The organism is Neorhizobium huautlense (assembly GCF_030811685.1).
Taxonomy (GTDB): Bacteria; Pseudomonadota; Alphaproteobacteria; order Rhizobiales; family Rhizobiaceae; genus Neorhizobium; species Neorhizobium huautlense_A.
This window is the reverse complement of record NZ_JAUSRF010000012.1, coordinates 38,308-60,713: the sequence shown is the minus strand read 5'-3', so window position 1 is coordinate 60,713 and position 22,406 is coordinate 38,308. Positions and strand designations below refer to the sequence as shown.

Annotated in this window: 23 protein-coding genes; 7 read left to right on the top strand and 16 right to left on the bottom strand. The window is 58.6% G+C overall.

Going from position 1 to position 22,406, the window contains the following annotated elements; all coding sequences use genetic code 11:
• Positions 1-37: 37 nt before the first annotated feature.
• Positions 38-1,633, bottom strand: a complete 1,596-nt coding sequence (gene serA, locus J2T09_RS17865) for a phosphoglycerate dehydrogenase (protein ID WP_306837133.1) — start codon at positions 1,631-1,633, stop codon at positions 38-40.
• A gap of 146 nt (positions 1,634-1,779) precedes the next feature.
• Positions 1,780-2,961 (bottom strand): phosphoserine transaminase, encoded by a 1,182-nt coding sequence (locus J2T09_RS17860; protein ID WP_306837131.1) that lies wholly within the window; start codon positions 2,959-2,961, stop codon positions 1,780-1,782.
• A gap of 288 nt (positions 2,962-3,249) precedes the next feature.
• On the opposite strand from J2T09_RS17860, the gene J2T09_RS17855 reads away from it, so the two are divergent.
• Together J2T09_RS17855 and J2T09_RS17850 are read left to right on the top strand one after the other, a co-directional pair.
• Positions 3,250-3,582 (top strand): hypothetical protein, encoded by a 333-nt coding sequence (locus J2T09_RS17855; RefSeq protein WP_306837129.1) that lies wholly within the window; start codon positions 3,250-3,252, stop codon positions 3,580-3,582.
• Positions 3,566-4,042, top strand: a complete 477-nt coding sequence (locus J2T09_RS17850; RefSeq protein WP_306837128.1) for a hypothetical protein — start codon at positions 3,566-3,568, stop codon at positions 4,040-4,042. Before J2T09_RS17855 ends, J2T09_RS17850 begins: the two co-directional genes overlap by 17 nt.
• Positions 4,043-4,153: 111 nt before the next feature.
• Here J2T09_RS17850 and J2T09_RS17845 read toward each other — a convergent pair whose 3' ends face one another.
• Positions 4,154-4,408: a hypothetical protein gene (locus J2T09_RS17845; protein ID WP_306837126.1), complete on the bottom strand. Its 255-nt coding sequence runs from the start codon at positions 4,406-4,408 to the stop codon at positions 4,154-4,156.
• On the bottom strand, positions 4,303-4,776 hold the full coding sequence (locus tag J2T09_RS27630) for a class I SAM-dependent methyltransferase (RefSeq protein WP_373458513.1): 474 nt from the start codon (positions 4,774-4,776) through the stop codon (positions 4,303-4,305). The genes J2T09_RS17845 and J2T09_RS27630 overlap by 106 nt, the downstream gene beginning before the upstream one ends.
• A gap of 1,150 nt (positions 4,777-5,926) precedes the next feature.
• On the opposite strand from J2T09_RS27630, the gene J2T09_RS17835 reads away from it, so the two are divergent.
• Positions 5,927-6,568 (top strand): outer membrane protein, encoded by a 642-nt coding sequence (locus tag J2T09_RS17835; RefSeq protein WP_306837122.1) that lies wholly within the window; start codon positions 5,927-5,929, stop codon positions 6,566-6,568.
• Between the two features lie 178 nt (positions 6,569-6,746).
• Here the strand turns inward: J2T09_RS17835 and J2T09_RS17830 are convergent, their stop codons facing one another.
• The 3 genes from J2T09_RS17830 to glmM all read right to left on the bottom strand — a co-directional run bounded on the left by J2T09_RS17830 (position 6,747) and on the right by glmM (position 9,914).
• Positions 6,747-7,325, bottom strand: a complete 579-nt coding sequence (locus J2T09_RS17830) for an NAD(P)H-dependent oxidoreductase (RefSeq protein WP_306837119.1) — start codon at positions 7,323-7,325, stop codon at positions 6,747-6,749.
• 149 nt (positions 7,326-7,474) lie between these two features.
• A complete protein-coding gene (locus J2T09_RS17825) occupies positions 7,475-8,326 on the bottom strand; it encodes an outer membrane protein (RefSeq protein ID WP_306837117.1) in 852 nt (283 codons plus the stop codon).
• Positions 8,327-8,561: 235 nt separating this feature from the next.
• Positions 8,562-9,914, bottom strand: a complete 1,353-nt coding sequence (glmM, locus tag J2T09_RS17820) for a phosphoglucosamine mutase (RefSeq protein WP_306837115.1) — start codon at positions 9,912-9,914, stop codon at positions 8,562-8,564.
• Between the two features lie 312 nt (positions 9,915-10,226).
• On the opposite strand from glmM, the gene J2T09_RS17815 reads away from it, so the two are divergent.
• A complete protein-coding gene (locus J2T09_RS17815; RefSeq protein WP_306837114.1) occupies positions 10,227-10,484 on the top strand; it encodes a hypothetical protein in 258 nt (85 codons plus the stop codon).
• A 60-nt stretch (positions 10,485-10,544) separates the two neighbouring features.
• Here the strand turns inward: J2T09_RS17815 and ftsH are convergent, their stop codons facing one another.
• The 8 genes from ftsH to tolQ form a co-directional block, all read right to left on the bottom strand.
• Positions 10,545-12,479 carry an ATP-dependent zinc metalloprotease FtsH gene (gene ftsH, locus J2T09_RS17810; RefSeq protein ID WP_306837112.1) on the bottom strand — a complete coding sequence of 645 codons (1,935 nt, stop codon included), beginning with the start codon at positions 12,477-12,479 and terminating at the stop codon, positions 10,545-10,547.
• Between the two features lie 122 nt (positions 12,480-12,601).
• A complete protein-coding gene (tilS, locus tag J2T09_RS17805) occupies positions 12,602-13,963 on the bottom strand; it encodes a tRNA lysidine(34) synthetase TilS (protein WP_306837109.1) in 1,362 nt (453 codons plus the stop codon).
• A gap of 16 nt (positions 13,964-13,979) precedes the next feature.
• Positions 13,980-14,963, bottom strand: coding sequence for a tol-pal system protein YbgF (gene ybgF, locus J2T09_RS17800; protein WP_306837107.1), 984 nt, complete (start codon positions 14,961-14,963; stop codon positions 13,980-13,982).
• Between the two features lie 156 nt (positions 14,964-15,119).
• Positions 15,120-15,659 (bottom strand): peptidoglycan-associated lipoprotein Pal, encoded by a 540-nt coding sequence (pal, locus tag J2T09_RS17795; RefSeq protein WP_306837105.1) that lies wholly within the window; start codon positions 15,657-15,659, stop codon positions 15,120-15,122.
• Positions 15,660-15,884: 225 nt separating this feature from the next.
• Positions 15,885-17,192 (bottom strand): Tol-Pal system beta propeller repeat protein TolB, encoded by a 1,308-nt coding sequence (gene tolB, locus J2T09_RS17790; RefSeq protein ID WP_306837103.1) that lies wholly within the window; start codon positions 17,190-17,192, stop codon positions 15,885-15,887.
• A gap of 34 nt (positions 17,193-17,226) precedes the next feature.
• Complete coding sequence (locus J2T09_RS17785; RefSeq protein ID WP_306837101.1) at positions 17,227-18,360, bottom strand: hypothetical protein; 1,134 nt, start codon at positions 18,358-18,360, stop codon at positions 17,227-17,229.
• 10 nt (positions 18,361-18,370) lie between these two features.
• Positions 18,371-18,829, bottom strand: coding sequence for a protein TolR (gene tolR, locus J2T09_RS17780; protein ID WP_306837099.1), 459 nt, complete (start codon positions 18,827-18,829; stop codon positions 18,371-18,373).
• Positions 18,830-18,864: 35 nt separating this feature from the next.
• Positions 18,865-19,584, bottom strand: a complete 720-nt coding sequence (tolQ, locus tag J2T09_RS17775; protein ID WP_306837097.1) for a protein TolQ — start codon at positions 19,582-19,584, stop codon at positions 18,865-18,867.
• Between the two features lie 322 nt (positions 19,585-19,906).
• Here tolQ and J2T09_RS17770 point away from each other — a divergent pair, with 322 nt between their 5' ends.
• Both J2T09_RS17770 and J2T09_RS17765 read left to right on the top strand, forming a co-directional pair.
• Positions 19,907-20,194, top strand: a complete 288-nt coding sequence (locus J2T09_RS17770; protein WP_306837095.1) for a CopG family ribbon-helix-helix protein — start codon at positions 19,907-19,909, stop codon at positions 20,192-20,194.
• A complete protein-coding gene (locus tag J2T09_RS17765) occupies positions 20,191-20,475 on the top strand; it encodes a type II toxin-antitoxin system RelE/ParE family toxin (RefSeq protein WP_306837092.1) in 285 nt (94 codons plus the stop codon). The genes J2T09_RS17770 and J2T09_RS17765 overlap by 4 nt, the downstream gene beginning before the upstream one ends.
• A 19-nt stretch (positions 20,476-20,494) precedes the next feature.
• Here J2T09_RS17765 and ybgC read toward each other — a convergent pair whose 3' ends face one another.
• Positions 20,495-20,944 carry a tol-pal system-associated acyl-CoA thioesterase gene (gene ybgC / locus J2T09_RS17760; RefSeq protein ID WP_306837091.1) on the bottom strand — a complete coding sequence of 150 codons (450 nt, stop codon included), beginning with the start codon at positions 20,942-20,944 and terminating at the stop codon, positions 20,495-20,497.
• A 122-nt stretch (positions 20,945-21,066) separates the two neighbouring features.
• On the opposite strand from ybgC, the gene J2T09_RS17755 reads away from it, so the two are divergent.
• Positions 21,067-22,287 carry an NAD-dependent epimerase/dehydratase family protein gene (locus J2T09_RS17755; RefSeq protein WP_306837089.1) on the top strand — a complete coding sequence of 407 codons (1,221 nt, stop codon included), beginning with the start codon at positions 21,067-21,069 and terminating at the stop codon, positions 22,285-22,287.
• Positions 22,288-22,406: the final 119 nt, after the last annotated feature.

The window sequence follows — 22,406 nt, the reverse complement described above, 5'->3', positions numbered from 1 at the left end:
TTCCTGGTACCCCTCAGAGGTTCTTGCTTTTATCCGGTTATTCGACGTTGAAGACCAGCGGACGGGCCTGCTTGATCGCCGGGTTGGCGGTCAGCTTGTCTAGGACTTCCTGCGAGACCGGCGCGTCGACATAAAGAAGCGCGATAGCATCGCCGCCACCGACTTCGCGGCCGAGCTGGAAGTTGGCGATGTTGACGCCGGCATCACCCAAGGTCGTTCCCATGAAGCCGATCATGCCGGGCACGTCGGTGTTGGAAATGTAGACCATGTTGGCGCCGACATCGGCGTCCATGTTGATGCCCTTGATCTGGATGAAGCGCGGCTTGCCGTCAGAGAAGACCGTGCCGGCAACCGAGCGGGTCTGCTTTTCGGTCTTGACCGTGAGCTTGATGTAGCCGTCGTAAACGCCTGTTTTATCACGCTTTACCTCGGAAAGAACGATGCCCTTTTCCTTGATCATGATTGGCGCGGAGACCATGTTGACGTCTGCCACCTGGTTGCGGATCAGGCCGGCCAGCAGTGCCGAAGTGAGCGCACGGGTGTTCATGGTCGCGGTCTGGCCGTCGAACAGGATCTCGATTTCCTTGATCGGATCGTCCGAAACCTGGCCGACAAATGCGCCGAGAACGTCTGCGAGACGAATGAACGGCTTCAGGATCGGCGCTTCTTCGGCCGTGATCGACGGCATGTTGATGGCGTTGGAGACGGCACCCTTGACGAGGTAATCCGACATCTGTTCGGCCACCTGCAGGGCGACGTTTTCCTGGGCTTCCGTGGTGGAAGCGCCGAGATGCGGCGTGCAGACGACGTTTTCGAGGCCGAAAAGCGGGCTTTCCGTTGCAGGCTCGACTTCGAACACGTCAAAACCGGCACCGGCGACGTGACCGGACTTGATGGCTTCGGCAAGTGCTGCTTCATCAACCAGACCGCCACGGGCGCAGTTGACGATACGAACGCCCTTCTTGGTCTTGGCGAGGTTTTCGGCACCGAGAATGCCGCGGGTCTTGTCGGTCATCGGCACATGCAGGGTGATGAAATCGGCGCGCGGCAGCAGTTCTTCCAGCTCGACCTTTTCGACGCCCATTTCCTGCGCGCGTTCAACCGAGAGGAAGGGGTCGTAAGCGATGACATGCATGCCGAGGCCGATGGCCTTTTTGCAGACGATGCCGCCGATATTGCCGGCACCGATGACGCCGAGCGTCTTGCCGGTGATTTCGACACCCATGAATTTCGACTTTTCCCACTTGCCGGCCTGCGTCGAGGCATCGGCTGCCGGAAGCTGGCGGGCAACGGCGAACATCAGCGCGATGGCGTGTTCAGCCGTCGTGATCGAGTTGCCGAACGGGGTGTTCATGACGATGATACCGCGCTTCGATGCAGCCGGAATGTCAACGTTGTCGACACCGATACCGGCGCGGCCGATGACCTTGAGGTTAGTCGCGGCGGCGATCAGCTTTTCCGTCGCCTTGGTGGCCGAACGGATGGCGAGACCATCATAATTGCCGATGATTTCGGCCAGCTTGTCCTTGTCCTTGCCGAGCTTCGGCTGGAAATCGACTTCAACGCCGCGATCGCGAAAAATCTGGACGGCGGTTTCCGACAGTTCGTCGGACACGAGTACGCGAGGTGCCATTTTCTGGGCTCCTTAAAAGGGGTTTTATTGAAACCTCTCCGCCGTCATGCTCGGGCTTGTCCCGAGTATCTGCGACCGATCGGTCCTGTCGATGTGGTCAGATTCTCGGCACGGGGCCGAGGATGACGAAGTCATGCACTGGAAATTTAAGCAGCAGCCTTGTTGAGCGCGGCCTTCTGCGTTTCAAACGCGTAGGTCAGCCACGGCATCAGGGCAGTCATATCGGCCGTCTCAATGGTGGCGCCGGCCCAGATGCGCAGACCGGACGGAGCGTCGCGGTAAGCGCCGATGTCGAGCGCGACACCTTCCTTTTCGAGGATCGAGACCATGCCCTTGGCGAAAGCTGCCTGTGCGTCGGCATCGAGAGCAGCAACGTCGGCGTCAGTGATCTTCAGGCAGACGGAGGTGTTGGAACGGGTCTCATCGACCTCGGCGAGGTTGGCGATCCAGTCATTGGCTTCGACGAAATCGAAGATGACCTTGGCATTGGCATCAGCGCGGGCGATCAGACCTTCGAGGCCGCCGACCGTTTTTGCCCATTCGAGCGCATCGATATAATCCTCGACGCAGAGCATCGACGGCGTATTGATGGTTTCGCCCTTGAAAATGCCTTCCGAGAGCTTGCCGCCCGAGGTCAGGCGGAAGATCTTTGGCAACGGCCATGCCGGAACGTATGTCGTCAGGCGTTCGACAGCGCGTGGGCTGAGAATGATCATGCCATGACCGCCCTCGCCGCCCAGCACCTTCTGCCAGGAGAAGGTCACGACGTCGAGTTTGGCAAAGTCCATGTCCTGCGCAAACGCGGCCGAGGTCGCGTCGCAGATGGTCAGGCCCTTGCGGTTTGCCGGGATGAAATCGGCATTCGGAACGCGGACGCCAGACGTGGTGCCGTTCCAGGTGAAGACCACGTCACGATCGAAGTCGATCGTGGAAAGGTCAGGCAGAAGGCCGTAATCGGCCTCGATCTTGCGGACGTCCTTGAGCTTCAGCTGCTTGACGACATCGGTCACCCAGCCGGCACCAAAGCTTTCCCAGGCAACCATGTCGACGCCACGTTCGCCGAGTAGCGACCACATCGCCATTTCGACGGCGCCGGTGTCGGAGGCGGGAACGATGCCGATGCGGTAATCCGCCGGCACGTTCAGAATTTCACGGGTGAGATTGATAGCCTGCGCCAGCTTGTCCTTGCCAACCTTGGCGCGGTGCGAACGACCGAGCGGGGCATCGGAGAGAGCGTCGAGCGACCAACCGGGGCGCTTCGAGCAGGGGCCAGAAGAAAAATGAGCATTATTCGGACGTACGTCCGGCTTCGCGGTGCCATTGGCCATATGTATACCCTTCCAGGTAATTAGCCTCTCGTTGGGGAGAGGTGTCCCGCCGTCGGAGATATTGGAAAAAGGAAGGGCACGCAAGAGGTGAAGGCAGTTATTTTTAAGCACGCAAGATCATGACAGATTGCCGAAACAGCTGATAAACTGACATGGAAAGAACGACAGGACCTGAAGCCAGGCAATCGACTTATAACGCCCTCTAACCGGATCGATGAGGCGCAGGCCACACCCTTGATGTCAGGCATCCAGGATATTACTCTCCTTTCCGGATGCGGAGATTACAAATTGACTGAAGAAAAACCGACGACAGAAAATCCGGATGCCGAGGCAGAATTGCTGCAAGCGGCATGGGCGATCGCTGCCGCTCAACGCCAGCCTTTGCAACTCAACGCCGCTCAGGTGGACAATCTGTTAAGTGTGATGTTCCAAACGCATTCGGCAATTTTCAACGTATCGACTGCGATCAGCAAAATGCATGTGGGCGACGTTGTCGGCAGCAAGACCGCGAACTCCCAGGCCGTAGAAATAGCAAAGTCATCCTTGGAATTGCTAAAGAATACCCATAATGACATCAGAAGCACTTTCCTTCAGGAGCTGAAAGATGGCGCCGGCAAATAGCAACGTCACTCCGATCCGAGCCGAAGACGCTTTGCGGGACGCCACTCTTGCGCTAGAATCCGCACAACCACGAAAGCGAAGCGATACCGACTTGAGTGAAGTAGACGCAAAAATCGGCGCTGCTGAAGCCCGCACCGACACGAAGTTTGCCGAACTTCTTGGCGAACTTCGTCTCATGAACCAGCGCCTGGACCATGTGGAAAAATCGACCTCAGGCATGAGATCAACGGTCATCGGGACAGGCATCGGCGTGCTCGCAGTGGCAATCGCGGTGATGGCCTACGGTGCCCAATGGTTTGACTTGGGAATGGATGCGCAGCAGGTATCCGATCGGGCCGTATCTGCTGCCATCGAAAAGGTCCAACCTCAAATTGACGCTATCAAAACAGGCAACGGCGAAGTCAATATGAAACTCGACCAGCTGCTTCAAGCCACGCGTCCGCGACCAGCCACACCTTAACGTTTTTTGAGTTCGTCAAGCTGCACAAATAACGGGCGCAACAATAGTGATTGACGCATCCAAGTCTCCAAAACTTTGAAAGCGCGCAGGCATCCCCGCATCAGCCGCCATTCACAGAGCGGTCGGATCAAACCAGGTGTGCAGATGCCGCTTCACGATGGCCGTCACATTGTGCTGTCCATGCCAGGCTTTTTCGGCATGAAAGAGCGTGGTCACATCATCCCGACTGTGAAGCTGCTCGAAAACCCACCCCGGCGAGGTCATCGACAGGCCGTATTCCTGCGCCTCCCGCCCCGGATAGACGTGATAACCATATCCCGTCCGATAATAGTCGCGCAGGATATTGTCCCACCTGCCCCGCTCCATGATCGGCTGTTCCGCCTGAACATAACGCGGATAAAAGCGTCCATGGGTGGTGAATAGACAGATGCCTTCCGGTGCCAGGGCATCAGGAACTTATGAATCAGCAGTTTCGAGCGGCGCTCATCGAGATGCGTCAGCAGCGATCCGCACCATATCAGATCCATGCTTGGCGTCAGCTCGGTGTTTTCAAGCTCGACATAGGATCGGAATGGTCTCGCGCCGAATTGCGTGCGGCAGAACTCCACACCGGGCTCGTTGATATCGGACACAAAAATATCCGCATCAGGATAAGCCGCCCGTAAATACCGCAGCGCCCGGCCATGCCCGCACGGGAAATCCAGAATGCGTTTAAGCTCCTTTTTGTTGGCCATCATCATGACCTGATGGCAAACCCTGAGGGCCGTGCGCCCTCCAAACATGTAGACGTCCTGGCACAGGCTCCAGGACGAGCGCATCTCGTCTTCCGTCGCGATCGTACGATCCACAGACTGGCATGCTTTTATATATCGATCCTCGAGGACCGAACCGGCCGACTGATAATCCATGCCTACCCCTCGAATCGCAACCACAACGCAAGCGAGAAAATGTACGAGAAACAACCAAAAACACGCGATCTACTGCCGATGATTGATAGCCGCACCGGATCGCCAGCCAGCGTTCACCCATTGGGAGAGACCAAAATTCGACCATGGCCCAAGCACCCGCAATACGCGCATGAACTTTTTTCGGACCGCAACTAGCCAGCCATGGCCGATCTTCGCACGAAACGTTAATGCACAAGCATAGTCTGGAGACGTGAAGTGCAGGTCAGAGTAAATCCATGGATCGTATTGGGTATAATGCTATTCAGCATCATATTTGCGAGATGGGTAATATTTGCCTATCCTGAAATAAACACGATTAGTTTTGCGACCATCCGCGGATAAGCCCTCAAATTCCTGCGGCGGCCATGTCGCAGGACATGACGACAAGCAACAAAGACCCAGCACCGACAGATACTCCACCGATCAAAGCGTCCCCGCTCCGCGACGGACACAGCGGACTTCCGACCTGTCAGCGAATGAGCCCGGCAAGACGCCGGCCTGATCAAGCACTACGCCAGCTCGACGCTTCCCGGACAGGCACACGATCGACCGCCACGAATGCGGTCGAAACACCGGGCGCAGCGGCATAAGAACGAGCCGACACACGGCAGCGCAAAATCCTGCAGAATCGAATCATCAGAACATCCCGCCACGGCATTACATGCCCGGCACCCACGGCGCGCGCCACAAAAACAACACAGAATACACAATCTGACGACATTAACGCGCCACAATAAAAACAAAGTACAAATTTTGCGTTACTTCATATTTTTATAATAATAGGGTATATTTATCAATTTCGATATACAAAGACGATATTTGTACTTAATAAATCAACATCAATACACAATTAATCACCTGTTAATCGTATTTATACCTTGGATTTTCGAAAATTGCCGCATTACGACCTCCGTCATCACATTACGGAGAGAGAGACATGCACAAGATCATCGCCCTGGCTTCGGCCTTCCTTCTCACCTCGACGGCCATGACGATGGCGGCCGACCTGATCGAGCAGAGCGCCGTTCCGCCGGTCGAGTTCGAAACGCCTGCCTTCACCTGGACCGGCGCTTATGTCGGTATTTCCGGTGGTGCCGGCTGGCTGGATGGCTCTACCACCAAGGCCCGCCGCTTCCATGACGAGCAGGATTTCGACGGTAGCGTGTTCGGCGCGTTCGCCGGCTATAACTGGCAGTTCGGCAACGGCATCGTTGTCGGCGTCGAAGGCGATATCGAGTACAATTCCAACGACGAGAAATTTTTCGGCTATCGCACTTTCGGCACCGACTGGGCCGGTTCGGCACGCGGCCGCATCGGTTACGCCTTCGACCGCCTTATGGTGTTCGGCACCGCCGGCTGGACGATGGCCAACGGCCACATCCAGTATGGCGGCATCGACAAAAGCGAGACGTTCAGCGGCTGGACGGCCGGCGCAGGTGTCGATTACGCGGTCACCGACAAGATTTTCGTGCGCGGCGAATATCGCTACAGCGATTTCGGAACCAAGGAAATCGTGCGCGGCATGAATGTCGATTTCGACCAGAGCGTGGTCAAGCTCGGCCTCGCCGTCAAATTCTGATCCGATCCACCGACACTTGAGGAATTTGCAGCGCCCGCTCCTAACAGGCCACACCTGGCGGCGCGCTGCAGATCAAGGCATCCTCGCCCGCCGCCGAGGTTGACCTTGCGAACGGCGAAAAGGGGTCGCAAGGCCCCTTTTTGTCCCCCCGCGATATTCCGTTCACGGCTGACGGCAATCAGCCAAAGACATTTTGCCCGATCACAGCCGCCGCGTGCAGATTGTTCGACTGATCCGGCCCATCCGATTGCAGCAGCAGCTCGGATGCTGCGACCGGCGCGCCGCAATAATCAAAAATGCCGTGGTCGATCTGCGTTCTCATGGCCTCGAGATAACCGTGTCGCTCATAGGTGCCCATATCCGCGCCGCCGATGCCGACCAGATGGATCGGCAAGTGACCGAGCTTCTTGATCACCTTCTCGCCGCTATCGTCATAAGCCCAGCCATTCGAAAAGACGCGGTCAATCCAGCCCTTCATCAGCGCCGGCATGGACCACCAGTAGACAGGAAACACCATCACCACCGCATCGGCGCGTTCGATACGCTTCTGTTCGGCGACGACATCGGCCGGACGCGGGGCCAGACCACGATGCGACGCCCGGTCACCGGGCAGAAATCGCGGATCAAACCCCTCACCATGAAGATCGGCGATTTCGAACGCATGACCGGCTGCGACAATCCCCTCCCCGATGCGGGCCGCAATGGCATGCGACAGGGACGCAGGGTCGGGATGGGAAAGAACGATCAGAGCATGCATGTTCGACACCGTGTTTCATGAACGGGAATGGGCGAAGATCATGACGACAGATATGTCGGCGGCCTGCCGACACAAGGCCGGAAAGACATCTGCTCAACGAAAAACGCCGCCCCGGTGAAGGAGCGGCGTTTGTCAGTAAAACACTGAACTTACTTGTAGACGATCGGAGCGGGCTCCGGCTCGTAAGACGCCGGTTCGCTGCAATTGTTGTTGAACATGTAACGTGCGCCGACGCGCGCTTCGTGGCTGTAAATACCCTTGTCGCGCCCCGGACCGCCGGCATTCGCGAAACCGAACATGTTGCCGCCGTCGATATAACGGAAGCGATAACCGACATCGGCCTTGAGATTGCAGGTGATATCGATCGACGTACCGGCCATCAGGGCGGCAGTTGCGCGCCATTTGCCCTTGCCACTATGCTCGGTGTATTCGCAACCCGGATCGGTCGGATCCACGCAGTCAACAATCGTGTTGCGCAGCTTGCTCCACTTCACATAGGACGCACCAAAGCCGGCACCGACATAAGGCGTGAAATAGGCATAGGTGCCGAGATCGACATAAAGGTTGGCCATCAGCGAATAGGCGCGGAAGGACGAGCGATCGTCGGAATTACAGGGGTATCCGGGCGCTGCTCCGCAAGTTCCCGTCGTGCTGCCCTTGAAGCTGCTCTTCGTCATGTGATCGAAGGTAAGGTCGCCGCGCAGGTGGTCGTTGAACTGGTAACCGATACCACCGCCCAGAAGGGCGCTGTCACCGATGCTGGCAGAGGTAAAATCAACTTCGTTGCCCGCAGAACCGCCCTGATAAAAACGGGCGCCGCGCAGCTTGTTGAAGGAATAACCGACATCGCCGCGCAGGTACCAGCCGCCAGACGACTGCTGGATTTCGACTTCCGGCGCAGCATCCAGCGGGATCGGCTGCTGCGGCTGATAAAGGTCAGCGGCATGGGCGGCAGTCGTCGCCAAAAGAAGCGCGACCGCACCGCTCAGTATTTTTTTCATGGCTTCCACTCCGGAATTGATCCCTGGGGCTTGAACATCCTGGCCGGGCTTTACTCCCGGCTTGTTTCATCCTCGATCATTAACGATAAAGGTTAAGGAGCCATTAAGCATAAGAGACAAGGTTTTATATTTGATACGCCAAGTAAAAACCGTCTCGAGCAACCAGTAAAAACAAACAGAAACGGCGGCCAAGTGTGGCCGCCGTAATGTATTTCAGCTTATTAGAATCTATAAATCAGGCAGCGGAACGGACATTGCCGATGATGCCGATCAGGCCATCGACGATACGCTCCACCTGAGCGCGGTCGTCCCCCTCCGCCATGACGCGGATCAGCGGCTCGGTGCCCGAGGGGCGAATGACCAGACGCCCCTTGCCGGCCAGCTCCGCCTCGGCATCGGCGATCGCCTGCCGCACGACGGTTTCCTCCAGCGGCTTGCCGCCAGCGAAACGCACGTTTTTCAGAAGCTGCGGCACCGGCTCGAACCGGCGGCAGACTTCGCTGACCGGACGGCCCAACTTTTTCACGCGGGCAAGGATCTGCAGGGCGGCTACGAGGCCATCACCGGTCGTGCCGAAATCCGAAAGCACGATATGGCCGGACTGTTCGCCGCCGACATTGAAATCATGATTGCGCATATGCTCGACCACATAACGATCCCCCACCTTGGTGCGGGCAAGCGACAAGCCCTTGTCACCGAGGAAACGCTCGAGACCGAGATTGGACATGACGGTGGCGACGATGCCGTTGCCACGCAGCGTGCCGGCCTCGGCCCAGCTTTCGCCGATCACCGCCATCAGCTGGTCGCCATCGATGATCTGGCCGTTTTCGTCGACGATGATGACGCGGTCGGCATCGCCATCGAGCGCGATGCCGATATCGGCGCGCACTTCATGCACCTTTTTCTGCAAGGCTTTCGGGCTGGTGGAACCGCAATCGAGATTGATGTTGGTACCGTTCGGCTCGTTGCCGATGGTAACCACCTCGGCCCCCAGTTCCCACAATGCCAGCGGAGCGACCTTGTAGGCAGCGCCATTGGCGCAATCGATGGCGATGCGCAGACCCTGCAGCGTCACATCGCGCGGCAGCGTGCGCTTTGCGTGTTCGATATACCGATAGATATCGCCCTCGACGCGCTTGGCGCGGCCGATTTCATGCGGCTTGGCCAGCTGCGCGTAGATATCCTTGTCAAGCAGGTCCTCGATCTCGCTTTCCAGCTCGTCGGAGAGCTTGTAGCCATCCGGCCCGAAAAGCTTGATGCCGTTATCCTCGAAAGGATTGTGCGAGGCGGAGATCATCACACCGATATCGGCGCGCATGGAGCGCGTCAGCATGGCGACGGCCGGTGTCGGGATCGGGCCAAGCAGCAGGACATCGAGACCGGCGGCGGTAAAACCGGCGACCAAAGCGTTTTCCAGCATGTAACCGGAAAGGCGGGTATCCTTGCCGATGACGACACGGTGGCGATGGCTGCCGCGGCGAAACAGTGTGCCAACGGCGATGCCGACACGCATGGCCAGATCCGGCGTCATCGGGAACACGTTGGACTGGCCGCGAATGCCGTCGGTGCCGAAATAACGACGTGTCATGGAAACTCCTTGGGGTTCGCGCGGCTTTTTGGAGCGCGCTGTCTTTGTCCTGGCCAGTTTCGGCTTCACCGCCTGCGATGCGGGAGCCTTACCTTTGGCTTTGTCATTCATACGAAATTCGCTCGATGCGGGTACAATCCGAGAGCCGCGTGATGACATAGTTTTCTCGATCAGACACGTAAAATAGCGTCAAAAAGGCTTACATCTTGTTACCGGGGCGATTGTGGTGCCTGTTCTTCGGATTTCCACATCTTTGCAACGGCTGGCGGCACGAGATAGTGCGATAACCAGCAACTCGGGGATACAAGCATAATGCGTTGGTTGGCAGCCATAGGATTTTCGGTATTTGCGTTGCCGCTAGCGTTTTATTTTTGCCTCAGAGGTTACGCGGTTCTGCAACACGGTTATTCGTGGAAGCAAATGGACTGGAATGGCGACGGCACTACAACCATCGCTGAGTTCTTCGAAGCCAGCGATGTCGGCAAACGAGAAGTCATCGTAGACGGCAGGGCGTGTATCGAATTCTTCGCCTACAAGGACGCAATGCCTATCCGCACCGACTGCCCGTAAACAAAAAAGCCACCCTCACTCGCGCAAGGGTGGCTCCATCTCAATAACCGTCACACGACGTTAGTGCGGCTGCGGCTCCAGCCCGCTTTCGGAGGCGTCGCCCTTAGGCTCGTCCTTCTTCGTGCCGGCGGAGGGAACGGCCGAACCGCGGCTCGGGGTACTGTCGTCACCGAGATCGCGGGACGGCTTTTCGCCCTTGATCAGCGACTTGATCTCTTCGCCGGTCAGCGTTTCGTATTCCAGCAGGCCTTCCGCGATCGCCACGAAACCATCGTGATGGTCGGTGAGGATCTGACGGGCTTCCTGATAGGCTTCGTCGATCAGGCGACGCACTTCCTGGTCGATCTTCTGGGCTGTCGCTTCCGAAACGTTTTTCGACTGCGAAACCGAGTGACCCAAAAAGACTTCCTGCTGGTTTTCACCATAGGCGACCTGGCCGAGGATGTCGGAAAAGCCCCACTGGGTCACCATCGCGCGGGCAAGTTTTGTCGCCTGCTCGATATCCGAGGACGCACCAGACGTGATGTTTTCCTTACCAAAAGTCAGTTCTTCGGCAACGCGGCCGCCCATCATGATGGTCAGGCGCGATACCATCCACTTGTAGCTCATGGAATAACGGTCGCCTTCCGGCAACTGCATGACCATACCGAGTGCACGGCCGCGCGGAATGATCGTCGCCTTGTGCAACGGATCGGCAACCGCGACCTTCAGCGCCGTGATGGCGTGGCCGGCTTCGTGGTAGGCGGTGAGCTTCTTTTCGGCTTCGGTCATGGCGGACGAGCGGCGTTCCGCGCCCATCATGATCTTGTCCTTGGCGTCTTCGAATTCCTGCATGGTGACGAGGCGCTTGTTGCGGCGCGCAGCCATCAGGGCGGCTTCGTTGACGAGGTTCATCAGGTCGGCACCGGAGAAACCAGGCGTACCACGGGCAAGAACCTTGAGGTCGACATTTGGCGCCAGCGGCACGTTGCGGGCGTGAACCTTGAGGATGCGCTCGCGGCCGACGATATCCGGGTTCGGCACCACGACCTGACGGTCGAAACGGCCCGGACGCAGCAGCGCGGGGTCGAGAACGTCGGGGCGGTTGGTGGCGGCGATCAGGATGATGCCTTCATTCGCCTCAAAGCCGTCCATCTCGACCAGAAGCTGGTTGAGCGTCTGTTCGCGTTCGTCGTTACCACCGCCGAGACCAGCGCCACGATGGCGGCCAACAGCGTCGATTTCGTCGATGAAGATGATGCAGGGCGCGTTCTTCTTAGCCTGTTCGAACATGTCGCGCACACGGGATGCACCGACACCGACGAACATTTCAACGAAGTCCGAACCGGAAATCGTGAAGAACGGCACGTTTGCTTCACCGGCAACCGAGCGGGCGAGCAGCGTTTTACCTGTGCCCGGAGGGCCAACGAGCAGAACGCCGCGCGGAATACGGCCGCCAAGGCGCTGGAACTTCTGCGGGTCGCGCAGGAATTCGACGATTTCTTCCAGATCCTGTTTGGCTTCGTCGACACCGGCGACATCGTCAAACGTGACGCGGCCATGCGCTTCGGTCAGAAGCTTTGCCTTGGACTTGCCAAAGCCCATCGCACCGCGCGATCCACCCTGCATCTGGCGCATGAAGAACAGCCAGACACCGAGGATCAGCAGCATCGGCAGCAGCGTGCCGAGATAGCTCAAAAAACCGGAGGAACCATCCGTCTCGGGGCGAGCGGCAACCTGAACATTCTTTTCGGTCAGGCGCTGGATCAGCGTATCGTCGATGACGGGAGAATAGGTCTGAAAACCCGTGCCACCCTGGGTATATGTGCCGAGCACGCGGTTGCCGGTGACGACGACATCGCGCACCTGCCCGGCATCCACCTGCTTCAGAAACTCGGAATAGGGAATTTCCCTCGAGCTTGTTTGCGACGGCGCTGTCTGGAACATGCTGAACAATGCAATGAGCAGCAGCGCAATCACGGCCCAGAGAGCAAAATTACGAAAATTTGGGTTCATCGAACTCCCCGATATGCACGGCAGCTTTAGGCCACCGCCTTTATTGGCCCCTAACATAGGATTGTGGCAGCCAGTTGCCAAGGCAATGCGCCGGTAACCTTCACGTTTTCCGTGCGAAAGCGTTAAACGGGTGGCAATAAATAGGTGTTGTTTCCCATAAGAACGGCAATCCGGTTCGCCAGCGGCAGGTCGAAGACGGGCAGGAAGCGGTCGAACAGGGCTAGACGCGGCATCATGACCACTTCCGCGTCGTGTCCATCCGCAACATGCGGCGACACACGCGCCGCCAGCCTGGCAAGGCCCGGGGGCACGGTTTCAAAGACTTCTGCATCGGCAATGCCGGGCAGGATTTCGACCGGATGGCCCGCATGGTTGGCAACAAGGAAACGTTCGTCCCAGATCGCCGCCCTGTCTGCCTTGACGATAAGCTGCGGCAGATTGCGGTTCTCGCGCAACATGTAGAAACCATCGCGGCGCCGGTCGAAAACAACCCGGCCGGCGGTCATGCGGCCATGGGTGCCGCTTTCCACGAAAGTCATCAGCCGGCCGGCATTTTCGCGAGACAGCATGTGCGGCCGACCACCGAGCACGGCTGCAAGCGCGCAAAGCGCATGGCGGGTGGTGGCGGGGTTTTCCGCCAGGCCGGCCGGATCGATCCTTGCAATGATGGCGTGTTCGACCGTTGCATGGGCGGCAAGCCAGTCGGCCGCCTGCTGCGCAAGCCGTGCCCTTGCCTGCGCGGCAGCGCTGATCACCCCGGCATCGATGGCGGAAACATCGGATGCCAGTGCCTGACGGGTGCGGACACGTTCGTAATGCGGGTCGAGATTGCTGGGGTCGTCGATCCAGCCGATGCCGACGTCGATCAGATAGGCGCGGATATCGGCCCGGCTGGTGTGCAGCAGCGGGCGAAGCACCCAGTGGCGGGCGTCGAGCAGGGTTGCGGGCGCCATGCCGGAGAGGCCGGTGGATGAAGAGATCGGCAAGCCGCTGCCTCCGCGATCATCCGCATCCGACGCCGCCAACCGCCCCGCCCGCATCACCACGGTTTCGACCTGATCATCCACCGTATGCCCGGTAACGATGGCCGTGGCACCGATCTCGGCGGCGATGGCGGACAACAGCGAATACCGCGCCTCGCGGGCGGCGGCGGAAATGCCGGTTGCGGGCTTTTCACCCTCCCAGCGACGGGTCACATGAGAAATGCCGAGTTCCGCGCAAAGCCTCGCCACCGCCTGTGCTTCGTCTGCCGCCTCGGGGCGCAGCGCATGGTCGATCGTGGCGGCGGAAAGCCGGATCTCGGGCAAGGAAGACATGAGCGAGGCAAGACCGACCAAGAGACCGGTACTGTCGCTGCCGCCGGAAATGGCGACGAGAAGATGCGCGGGTGTTTGAAGATTGTGCAGGAAATCGGAGAGCGCCGACATCAGCGGCAGGCTGCGATCCGAATGACCAGCCGGAAGAGCATGAAGCGGCGGCGTCACGACGCGGGCCGCCGCATCAGCAACCGAGGCGCTTCTGTTCGCTGCCTACCTTGGAGGCGACAGGGCGCGGCGCGTTCGGGTAACGGCGCGTGACTTCCTTGAGTGTCGCGCAGGCGGTTTCCTTGTTGTCGAGTGCGGCCAGCGACATGCCGAGCTTGAGCAGCATTTCCGGCGCTTTAGGCGAAGTGCTGAACGCCTTGTGCGCATCGAGGAAGGTTTTCGCGGCTTCGTTGTATTTGCCCTGCGAATACTGGGCTTCACCGAGCCAGAAATGTGCATCGGCAGCACGGTCAGCCTTCGGATGCGCGGCGATGTAAGCGGTAAACTCCTGCTCGGCGATCTTGTAGTCGCCCGAGAGAACATGACCGTAAGCGGCGCGATAGGCATCGCCTTCATTGGAAAGCGATGCGGTCTGCTGGCCGCCGCGGCCGTTCGAGGAACCGGTATCGACGCCCGGCAGCGAACGCGAACTGTTATTGGCGCTCTGGTTCATCGTGGCGCCCTTGGGCATTCCCGACTGATCCATCTCGATCGAGCCAAGCGTGGTCGGCGGCGGCGCTCCGGTATTTTGCCCGGACGCCCCCCCGGATGCACCTTGGCCGCTCATGCCGCCGGGGTTCTGCTCGATGATCTGGCTGAGTTCATCGTTTTTTTTTGAGCCATCCGCCGGAGCGGCAGCGACTGCGGGGCGGTTTCCGGAACCACCGCCCTCTGATTTTTCAAGCTCCTGGAAACGGAACTCATTGTCTTCCTGGGCTTTGCGGATCTGTTCCTGCATCTGCAGCAGCTGGAAACTCATTTCCTCGATGCGGCCGTTCAGCTGGCGGATTTCCTCCTGAAGCTGCTGAATGCGCACGGCTTCGTTGCCGGCCTGCGCCAGCACGACCGGCTTTTGCGGCTGCGCTTTTTCGGCATTGTTCAGGAAGGGCAGCCCGAAAGCTTCCGCCTGGCCGCCTGCAGCGGCAAGCCCTAGCATTGCTGCCAAGACAAGTTTCTTCATATCGTCGATCCCGAATCGTCTGAATTCACGCCGGATTGGCGCAAGCGGACATTTTGCCAACTCCGCCGAAAATACAAGGGAGTTCGGCCAAACTAAGGAGAAACGAAAAAGGCGACCTTTCGGCCGCCTTCACTTTTTCGTTTCCCGAAGGAAAGATTACATGCCGGCGCCGCCGAGAACGGTAACGGCGCGACGGTTCTGCGACCAGCAGGAGATATCGTCGCAGACGGCGACCGGACGTTCCTTGCCGTAGGAGATCGTGCGCATGCGGTTGGCAGGTACGCCACGCGAAGCGAGATATTCCTTGGTGGCGGCAGCGCGGCGTGCACCGAGCGCCAGGTTGTATTCGCGGGTGCCGCGTTCGTCGGCATGGCCTTCGATGGTGATGGCGTAGCGCGGGTAACGCTGCAGCCACTGGGCCTGACGGTCGAGCGTCTGCTGGGCGTCGGCGCGAACCGAGGTGCTGTCGGTGTCGAAGAAGATGCGGTCGCCAACGTTGACGGTGAAGTCCTGGCTCGAACCCGGGGTGGCTGCGCCACCGGCACCGCCGTTCAGGCCGAGATCACCGGCATTGTTCGGCATGTTCTTCTTGTTGGCGCAACCGGCCAGAGCAAGAGCGAGCGTCAGTGCGATGACGGCCGGGTTACGGGCAAGGGTCTGCATGCGGCTCATCGCCTGGGTCTCAATGCGGCTCATGGCCGGTCTCTCCTTGGATAAACTTTACAGTTGCCGGACCATAACCTTTCTCGGTTAATCGACGGCAAACGGTTATGGTTAACGATCCGTAACCAATGTCCCCTATTGGCCTTTTTCAGGACATTGCGGCGGTAAAGAGGCGGGCACCGCCTCTTGCGCCTTCACGATAGGTCTCTCGTGTTTACAATTGAAAAGAGGCGGTTGCCCGCCTCCTGTCATCGACTGCTATTCCATCAGCGGCGACCAGGCCGGGTCGGACGCGAATGTCGGGGTCTTGATGGCCTGCTCGTTGTAACCGGTCAGGTCGATCGAATAGAGCTGCGGGCCACCGGCACCGGCATTCTGGCGGAAAAACATCAGCACGCGGCCGTTCGGCGCCCAGGTCGGGCCTTCGTTGTGAAAGCCCTCGGTGAGGATACGCTCGCCCGAACCATCCGGCTTCATCACGCCGATCGAGAATTTTCCGCCCGACTGCTTGGTGAAGGCGATGAGGTCGCCGCGCGGAGACCAGACCGGCGTCGAATAGGAGCCGTTGCCGAAGGAAATGCGGTTCTGGCCGGAGCCGTCGGCGTTCATGACATAGATCTGCTGACGACCGCCGCGGTCGCTTTCAAACGTGATCTGGCGACCATCCGGCGAATAGGACGGTGCGGTATCGATGGCGGCTGTATTGGTCAGCCGCGTGGTCGTGCGCGAGCGCAGATCCATCGTGTAGATATTCGCATTGCCTTCCTGCTGAAGGCTCATGATCACCTTCTGGCCATCCGGCGAAAAGCGCGGAGAGAAGGTCATGCCGGGAAAATTGCCGACGACTTCACGACGGCCGGTTTCCAGCTGCAGCAAATAAACGCGCGGCTGGTCGCCTTCGAACGACATGTAGGTGACTTCCTGGCGGCTCGGCGAAAAGCGCGGCGTCAGAACCAGATCCTTGCCGTTGGTCAACGAACGGATGTTGAAACCGTCCTGATCCATGATCGACAGCTGACGCTGGCGGGCCGTCTTCGGGCCGCTTTCGGACACGAACACGACGCGGGTATCGAAATACCCCTTCTCACCGGTGATCTGCTGATAGATCGCATCGGCGATGATATGGGCGACACGACGCCAGTTGTCCGGCTGGGTGAAGAACTGCTGGCCGGTCATCTGCTGGCCGGCGAACGTATCCCACAGGCGGAATTCGGCGCGCAGGCGGCCATCGGCTTCACGGGTAATACGACCCGAAACCATGGCCTGCGCATTGATCGCCTTCCAGTCCTCGAAACGCGGCGTCCTGCTCGGATTGGAAATCTTTTCGATGAACGCAGCCTTGTTGACCGGCGCGAACAGGCCCGAACGCTGCAGGTCGGCGGCGATGACCTGCGAAATCTGCGGACCGAGCGCATCGTTGGACAGGAAATCCGTGATCGCGATCGGCAGCGGTTCGACACGGCCCTTGTTGACATTGATCGTCACGGCAGCCTGAGCCGAGGTCGAGAACATCACGGCCATGCCCGCAAGAGCGATCACGAGACGGATGAAAGAACGTTTCATCATGATACTTAAGCCTTTCAGCTACGCTTTCAGCTGTTTAGAGCGCGAAATCCGAGGGATCGAAATTGACGATGACCTCGCTCCACGTGTCATATTTATCGGCGGGCAGCCCCTGGAAGGGCTGAGACTTCAGGACAGCGCGGCGAGCGCTGGCTTCCATCGTCCGGCGCGCCGTATCCGATCCGCCCGTCGAGGAAACCTTCGGGCTACCGACGATATTGCCACCTTCGTCCAGACTGAAGGTGACGGTGATGATCATGCCTTGCAGGCCTTCGATACCGGCAAAGGTCGACCAGTTGTTCTGAATCTGGCCACGCAGCGCATCCATTTCAGACATGCTGAGGCTCTCGCCACCCGTCGTTTTCTTGCCGCCAAGGGCTGCCGTCTGGGTCGAGGCCTTGGCACCGCTGCTCGGCGCATCCTGCTTGTTCAGGAAATTTTCGATGTCGTCCGGGTTGAACTTGCTGTCGCCCGCCTTGGTGGTCTTGGCGGTTTCCTGCTTCTTTTCGGCCGGCTTCTTTTCCGGGGTCTTTTCAGCCGTCTTCGTTTCGGTCTTTTTCTCGACCGGCTTTTCCGGCGGCTTTTCGGCGGGCTTTGCCTGTTCCTTCGGCGGCTCCGGCTTCGGGCGCGCAGCCGGCAGCGGCACGCTGGAAGGCAGTGGCGTTTCTTCGGCAACAGCTTCGGCAGGTGCCGGCGTCGGTTCCGGCGGCTTCGGCGTCGGCTGCTGGATTTCAGGTTTCGGCTGCGGCAGCGATGCGGTCTCGACCGGCTTTGGCGCGGTCTCTTCTTTCACCACGTCCTTGACTTCGTTGTTTTCCTTTGCCGTTTCCGGCATCGGCTTGTCCACCTTCGGCGGCGCCATCGCGGATTCGGTCTTTGCCGGGCGCTCGACCGGAACCGGCGCGCTCTTCAGGTCGACGGTATTGTCACCGGCATTCTGCGCATCCGGCACATTGGTCGGCTTCTTGGTCGGGGTCGGCGCGGACTTTTCAGCCTTCGGGGCCTTCTTGTCGCCTTCCTGGATCTGGGTGATCGATTCCACCGGCACGATATCGACCGGCAACGCTTCGACCGGCGCCACTTCCATGGGCGCAGGCGAACCCAGCGACACCAGCGCAAAGGCCAGTGCCGCGGAGTGAAGAGCGAAAGATGTGCCGAGACTCGTCTTCATGGCACCCCGATCACTGCGTTTCCTGCAGGGTGACCAGACCGATATTCTTGAAACCGGCCGCGGAGACGCGGGCCATGACCTTCATGACGACGCCATAGGCTGCGGCAGTATCGCCGCGCACATAAATGCGTTCGTTATAGCCTGTCGTGGCAATGGCTTCGAGTTTCGGCACGACTTCGTCGAGCGCGATCGGGGTTTCCTGCAGATAGATTTCTCCGGCCGGATTGACCGAAACGGTGATCGGCTGCGTATCGGAATTCATGGCCTTGGCCTGGGTTTCCGGCAGATCGATCGGCACGCCGACCGTCATCATCGGTGCGGCGACCATGAAGATGATCAGCAACACGAGCATGACGTCGACAAGCGGCGTCACGTTGATCTCGCTGATGGCGCCGCCACCTGCGCGACGACGGCGACCGCCGCGACGACCGCCACCACCACCTTTTGCACCGCCGGCCGACATGCCCATGGGTTATGCTCCTTGAACGCGTTTCGCCGTTGGATTTACTGCGCAGCCTGACGTGGCTGCAGCTTTTCGTCGATCTGACGCGACAGGATGCCCGAAAACTCGTCGGCAAAACCTTCCATGCGCGCAGACAGCTTGCCGGCATCGGCCATGAACTTGTTATAGGCGATAACCGCCGGGATAGCGGCAACGAGGCCGATAGCCGTGGCAAGAAGCGCTTCGGCAATACCCGGTGCAACAACCGCAAGGTTGGTGGATTTCGAACCGGCGATCGCCTGGAACGAGGTCATGATACCGATGACGGTACCGAACAGACCGATGAACGGGCCGGCCGAACCGATGGTGGCGAGCGAACCGAGACGGGCCTCAAAACCTTCGGCCTCGCGGGCAAGCGTCACGTCCATGGCGCGGTCGATACGCATCTGCAAACCGATCGGCGAACGGGCGCCGCGCTCAAAGCTCTTCTTCCACTCGCGCATGGCGGAGACGAAGATGGCGGCAAGGCCGACATTCTGGCGATCGGACAGGGTGCGATAAAGCTCTTCCAGCGACTGGCCGGACCAGAACACCTGCTCGAACTGGTCGAACTGGCGTTTTGCCTTGGCGAAGTTGATGTATTTGTCGATGACGATGGCCCACGTCCAGACAGACGCGAACATAAGACCGATCATCACCGCCTTGACGATAAATCCGGCCTGCATGAACAGCGCCCACAGACTGACATCGTGCGTCGCGGCTTCCAAAGCTACCTGTTCCATCTAATTCTCAATCCCCGAATCCAAACGCCCGGCTCGTTTAAAAGACCGGGCGGGTTCAAAAGCGCGCTCTCGCGAGTATGTGTCTGTTCGCTAAAGAAACCGACTGACCCCAGATACCCTAGGTTTTCAGATGGCTTCTCGCCTTGAAATTTGGTCAAAGGAAGGCGTGCATCGCACAAATTCCTCACGCCTTAGTAAGACATGATTATCGTTAAGAAAGGGTTACGGGCAAAGGTACGCACCGAGGATGAGCAAGCGGCATCTGTGCTTTCGTCAACGTCGATGTTATCATGCCGACCAGACGTATCCGGCGGGGAAACCGATGGTGGACAAGACCTTTACCTTCGCAGTCGATGGCGACCTCATGACCGCGTTTAACGACGCCGCAAAGGCGCAAGACACGACCGGCGACGAACTCCTTCGTCAGTTTATGCATGATTTCGTGATCGAACGCGAAGCCGATCCCGGCTACGATGCGTGGTTCCGGCAGCAGGTCGAGGAAGGCATCGCCCAAGCAGATGCCGGCAATGTGATCTCGTCCGAAGAGGTTGAGAGACATTTCGCAGAACGGCGGGAACAGACGCTTCGCAAAATTGGCGAGATGAGATGAAAATCATCTGGACACCGCTCGGAAGCAAAGACCGTGACGATGTCTATGATTTTATTGAAGCTGAAAATCCGTCAGCAGCGATGACCATGGATGCGAGCATAGAGAAGCACCTTTCGCATCTCGCGTTACATCCCAAGTTAGGGCGACCCGGGCGCATTGCGGGCACGCGAGAGTTCGTCGTACATCCCCATTACATGATCATCTACGATATTGAAGCTGATCACATCCGCGTGCTGCGTCTGCTTCATACCGCCCGGAAATGGCCACCACCAAAGCCTTGAAATTAATCGGAAACCGCCCCTACTCCGCCTTCCCCAAAAACTTCTCCGCAATCGTCTCCGGCAAGCGTCTCGGGCGGCCATGCTTGTTGATCACCGCAATCACCACCTTGGCCGAAATCAGCAGCGTATCGCCACGGCGGATCTCCTGGTTCAGCACCATTTTCGCGCCACCGGCCTTTTCCGTGATCGTCTGGATGGTGATCACGTCATCCATGCGGGCCGGCTGTTTGAAGTCGATCTCCATGCGGTGGACGACAAAAACCAGCCCCTCGTCATCAACCGCGATCAACTGGCTTTGCTCGCAACCGAGACAGCGCAGATAGTCTGACCGGCCGCGCTCCAGAAAATGCAGATAACGGGCGTGATAGATCAGACCGGAAAAATCCGTGTCCTCGTAATAGACCCGCTGCACCAGACGGTGACCGTTTTCGATAAGTTCGCCTGAAAGCGAAAAACTGTGCTCAGTCATGGATATGCCTTGGAATTTTCATGTTGCGCCCTTCATAAGGGAGGGACAACACATCACGCCTTATTGCCTGTCACGAAACTTCCCTATCAGGATTTTTTGTCAAAACCAGCGGAGACATCATCATGAAGATTGCAGTTCTGGGCGGCGACGGATTTGTCGGCTGGCCGACTTGCCTTCACCTGTCGGAAGCCGGACACGACGTCCATATCCTCGACAACCTTTCCCGCCGCTGGATCGATACCGAACTTGGCGTACAGTCCTTGACGCCGATGGACAGCATTCAGGAACGTACGCGCATCTGGCACAATGAGACGGGCCGCCGCATCCATTTCAACCTGATCGACATCGCCAAGGATTACGAGCTGCTCAAGGGATGGCTGGCGAAAAACCGCCCGGACGCCATCGTGCATTTCGCCGAACAGCGCGCCGCGCCCTATTCGATGAAGTCCGACCGCCACAAAAATTATACCGTCAACAACAACGTCAACGCCACGCATAACGTGCTGAACGCGCTGGTCGAGCTCGAGCTCGACGCACATCTCGTGCATCTCGGCACGATGGGCGTTTACGGTTATTCGACCGTCGGCGCGGCGATCCCGGAAGGTTATCTGCCGGTCGGCATCGAGACGATGGACGGCCGCACGGTTTCACAGGAAATCCTCTATCCCGGCAATCCCGGCTCGATCTACCACATGACCAAGGTGCTCGATCAGCAGCTGTTTGCCTTCTACGCCAAGAACGACGGTCTTCGTATCACCGACCTGCACCAGGGCATCGTCTGGGGCACGCATACACAGCAGACCCGCCGCCACGAGCAACTGATCAACCGTTTCGACTATGACGGCGATTACGGCACGGTGCTCAACCGTTTTCTCATTCAGGCAGCGATCGGTTATCCGCTCACCGTACACGGCGTCGGCGGCCAGACGCGCGCCTTCATCCACATTCAGGATTCGGTGCGCTGCATCGAGATCGCGCTGAACAATCCGCCGGCGAAAAACAGCCGTGTCGAGATCTTTAACCAGATGACCGAAACCCACCGGGTGCGCGATCTGGCCGAAATGATTTCGAAAATGAGCGGCACCGAAATCGCCTGGCTGCCCAATCCGCGCAAGGAAGCCCCGGAAAACGATCTGGTCGTGAAGAACGACAAGTTCATGGGCCTCGGCCTGAAGCCGACCACGCTTGGCGAAGGCCTGCTGGCAGAGATCGTCGATGTTGCGAAGAAATACGCCTATCGTGTTGATCGCACACGCGTTCCGGCCGTTTCCGCATGGACCAAGGACATTGCCGCCAAGATCGAGCATGATCCGGAAGGCAAGCGACTGAAGTCGGTTTCGTAAGGTTTTATTCGAGGCAGTGCCGCTGGTGCTGCCTGACACTTTGTTCTCCGTCATCCTCGGGCTTGTCCCGAGGATCTAAGTACGCCTAAGAATAATCGACGGCGGTAGATCCTCGGGAC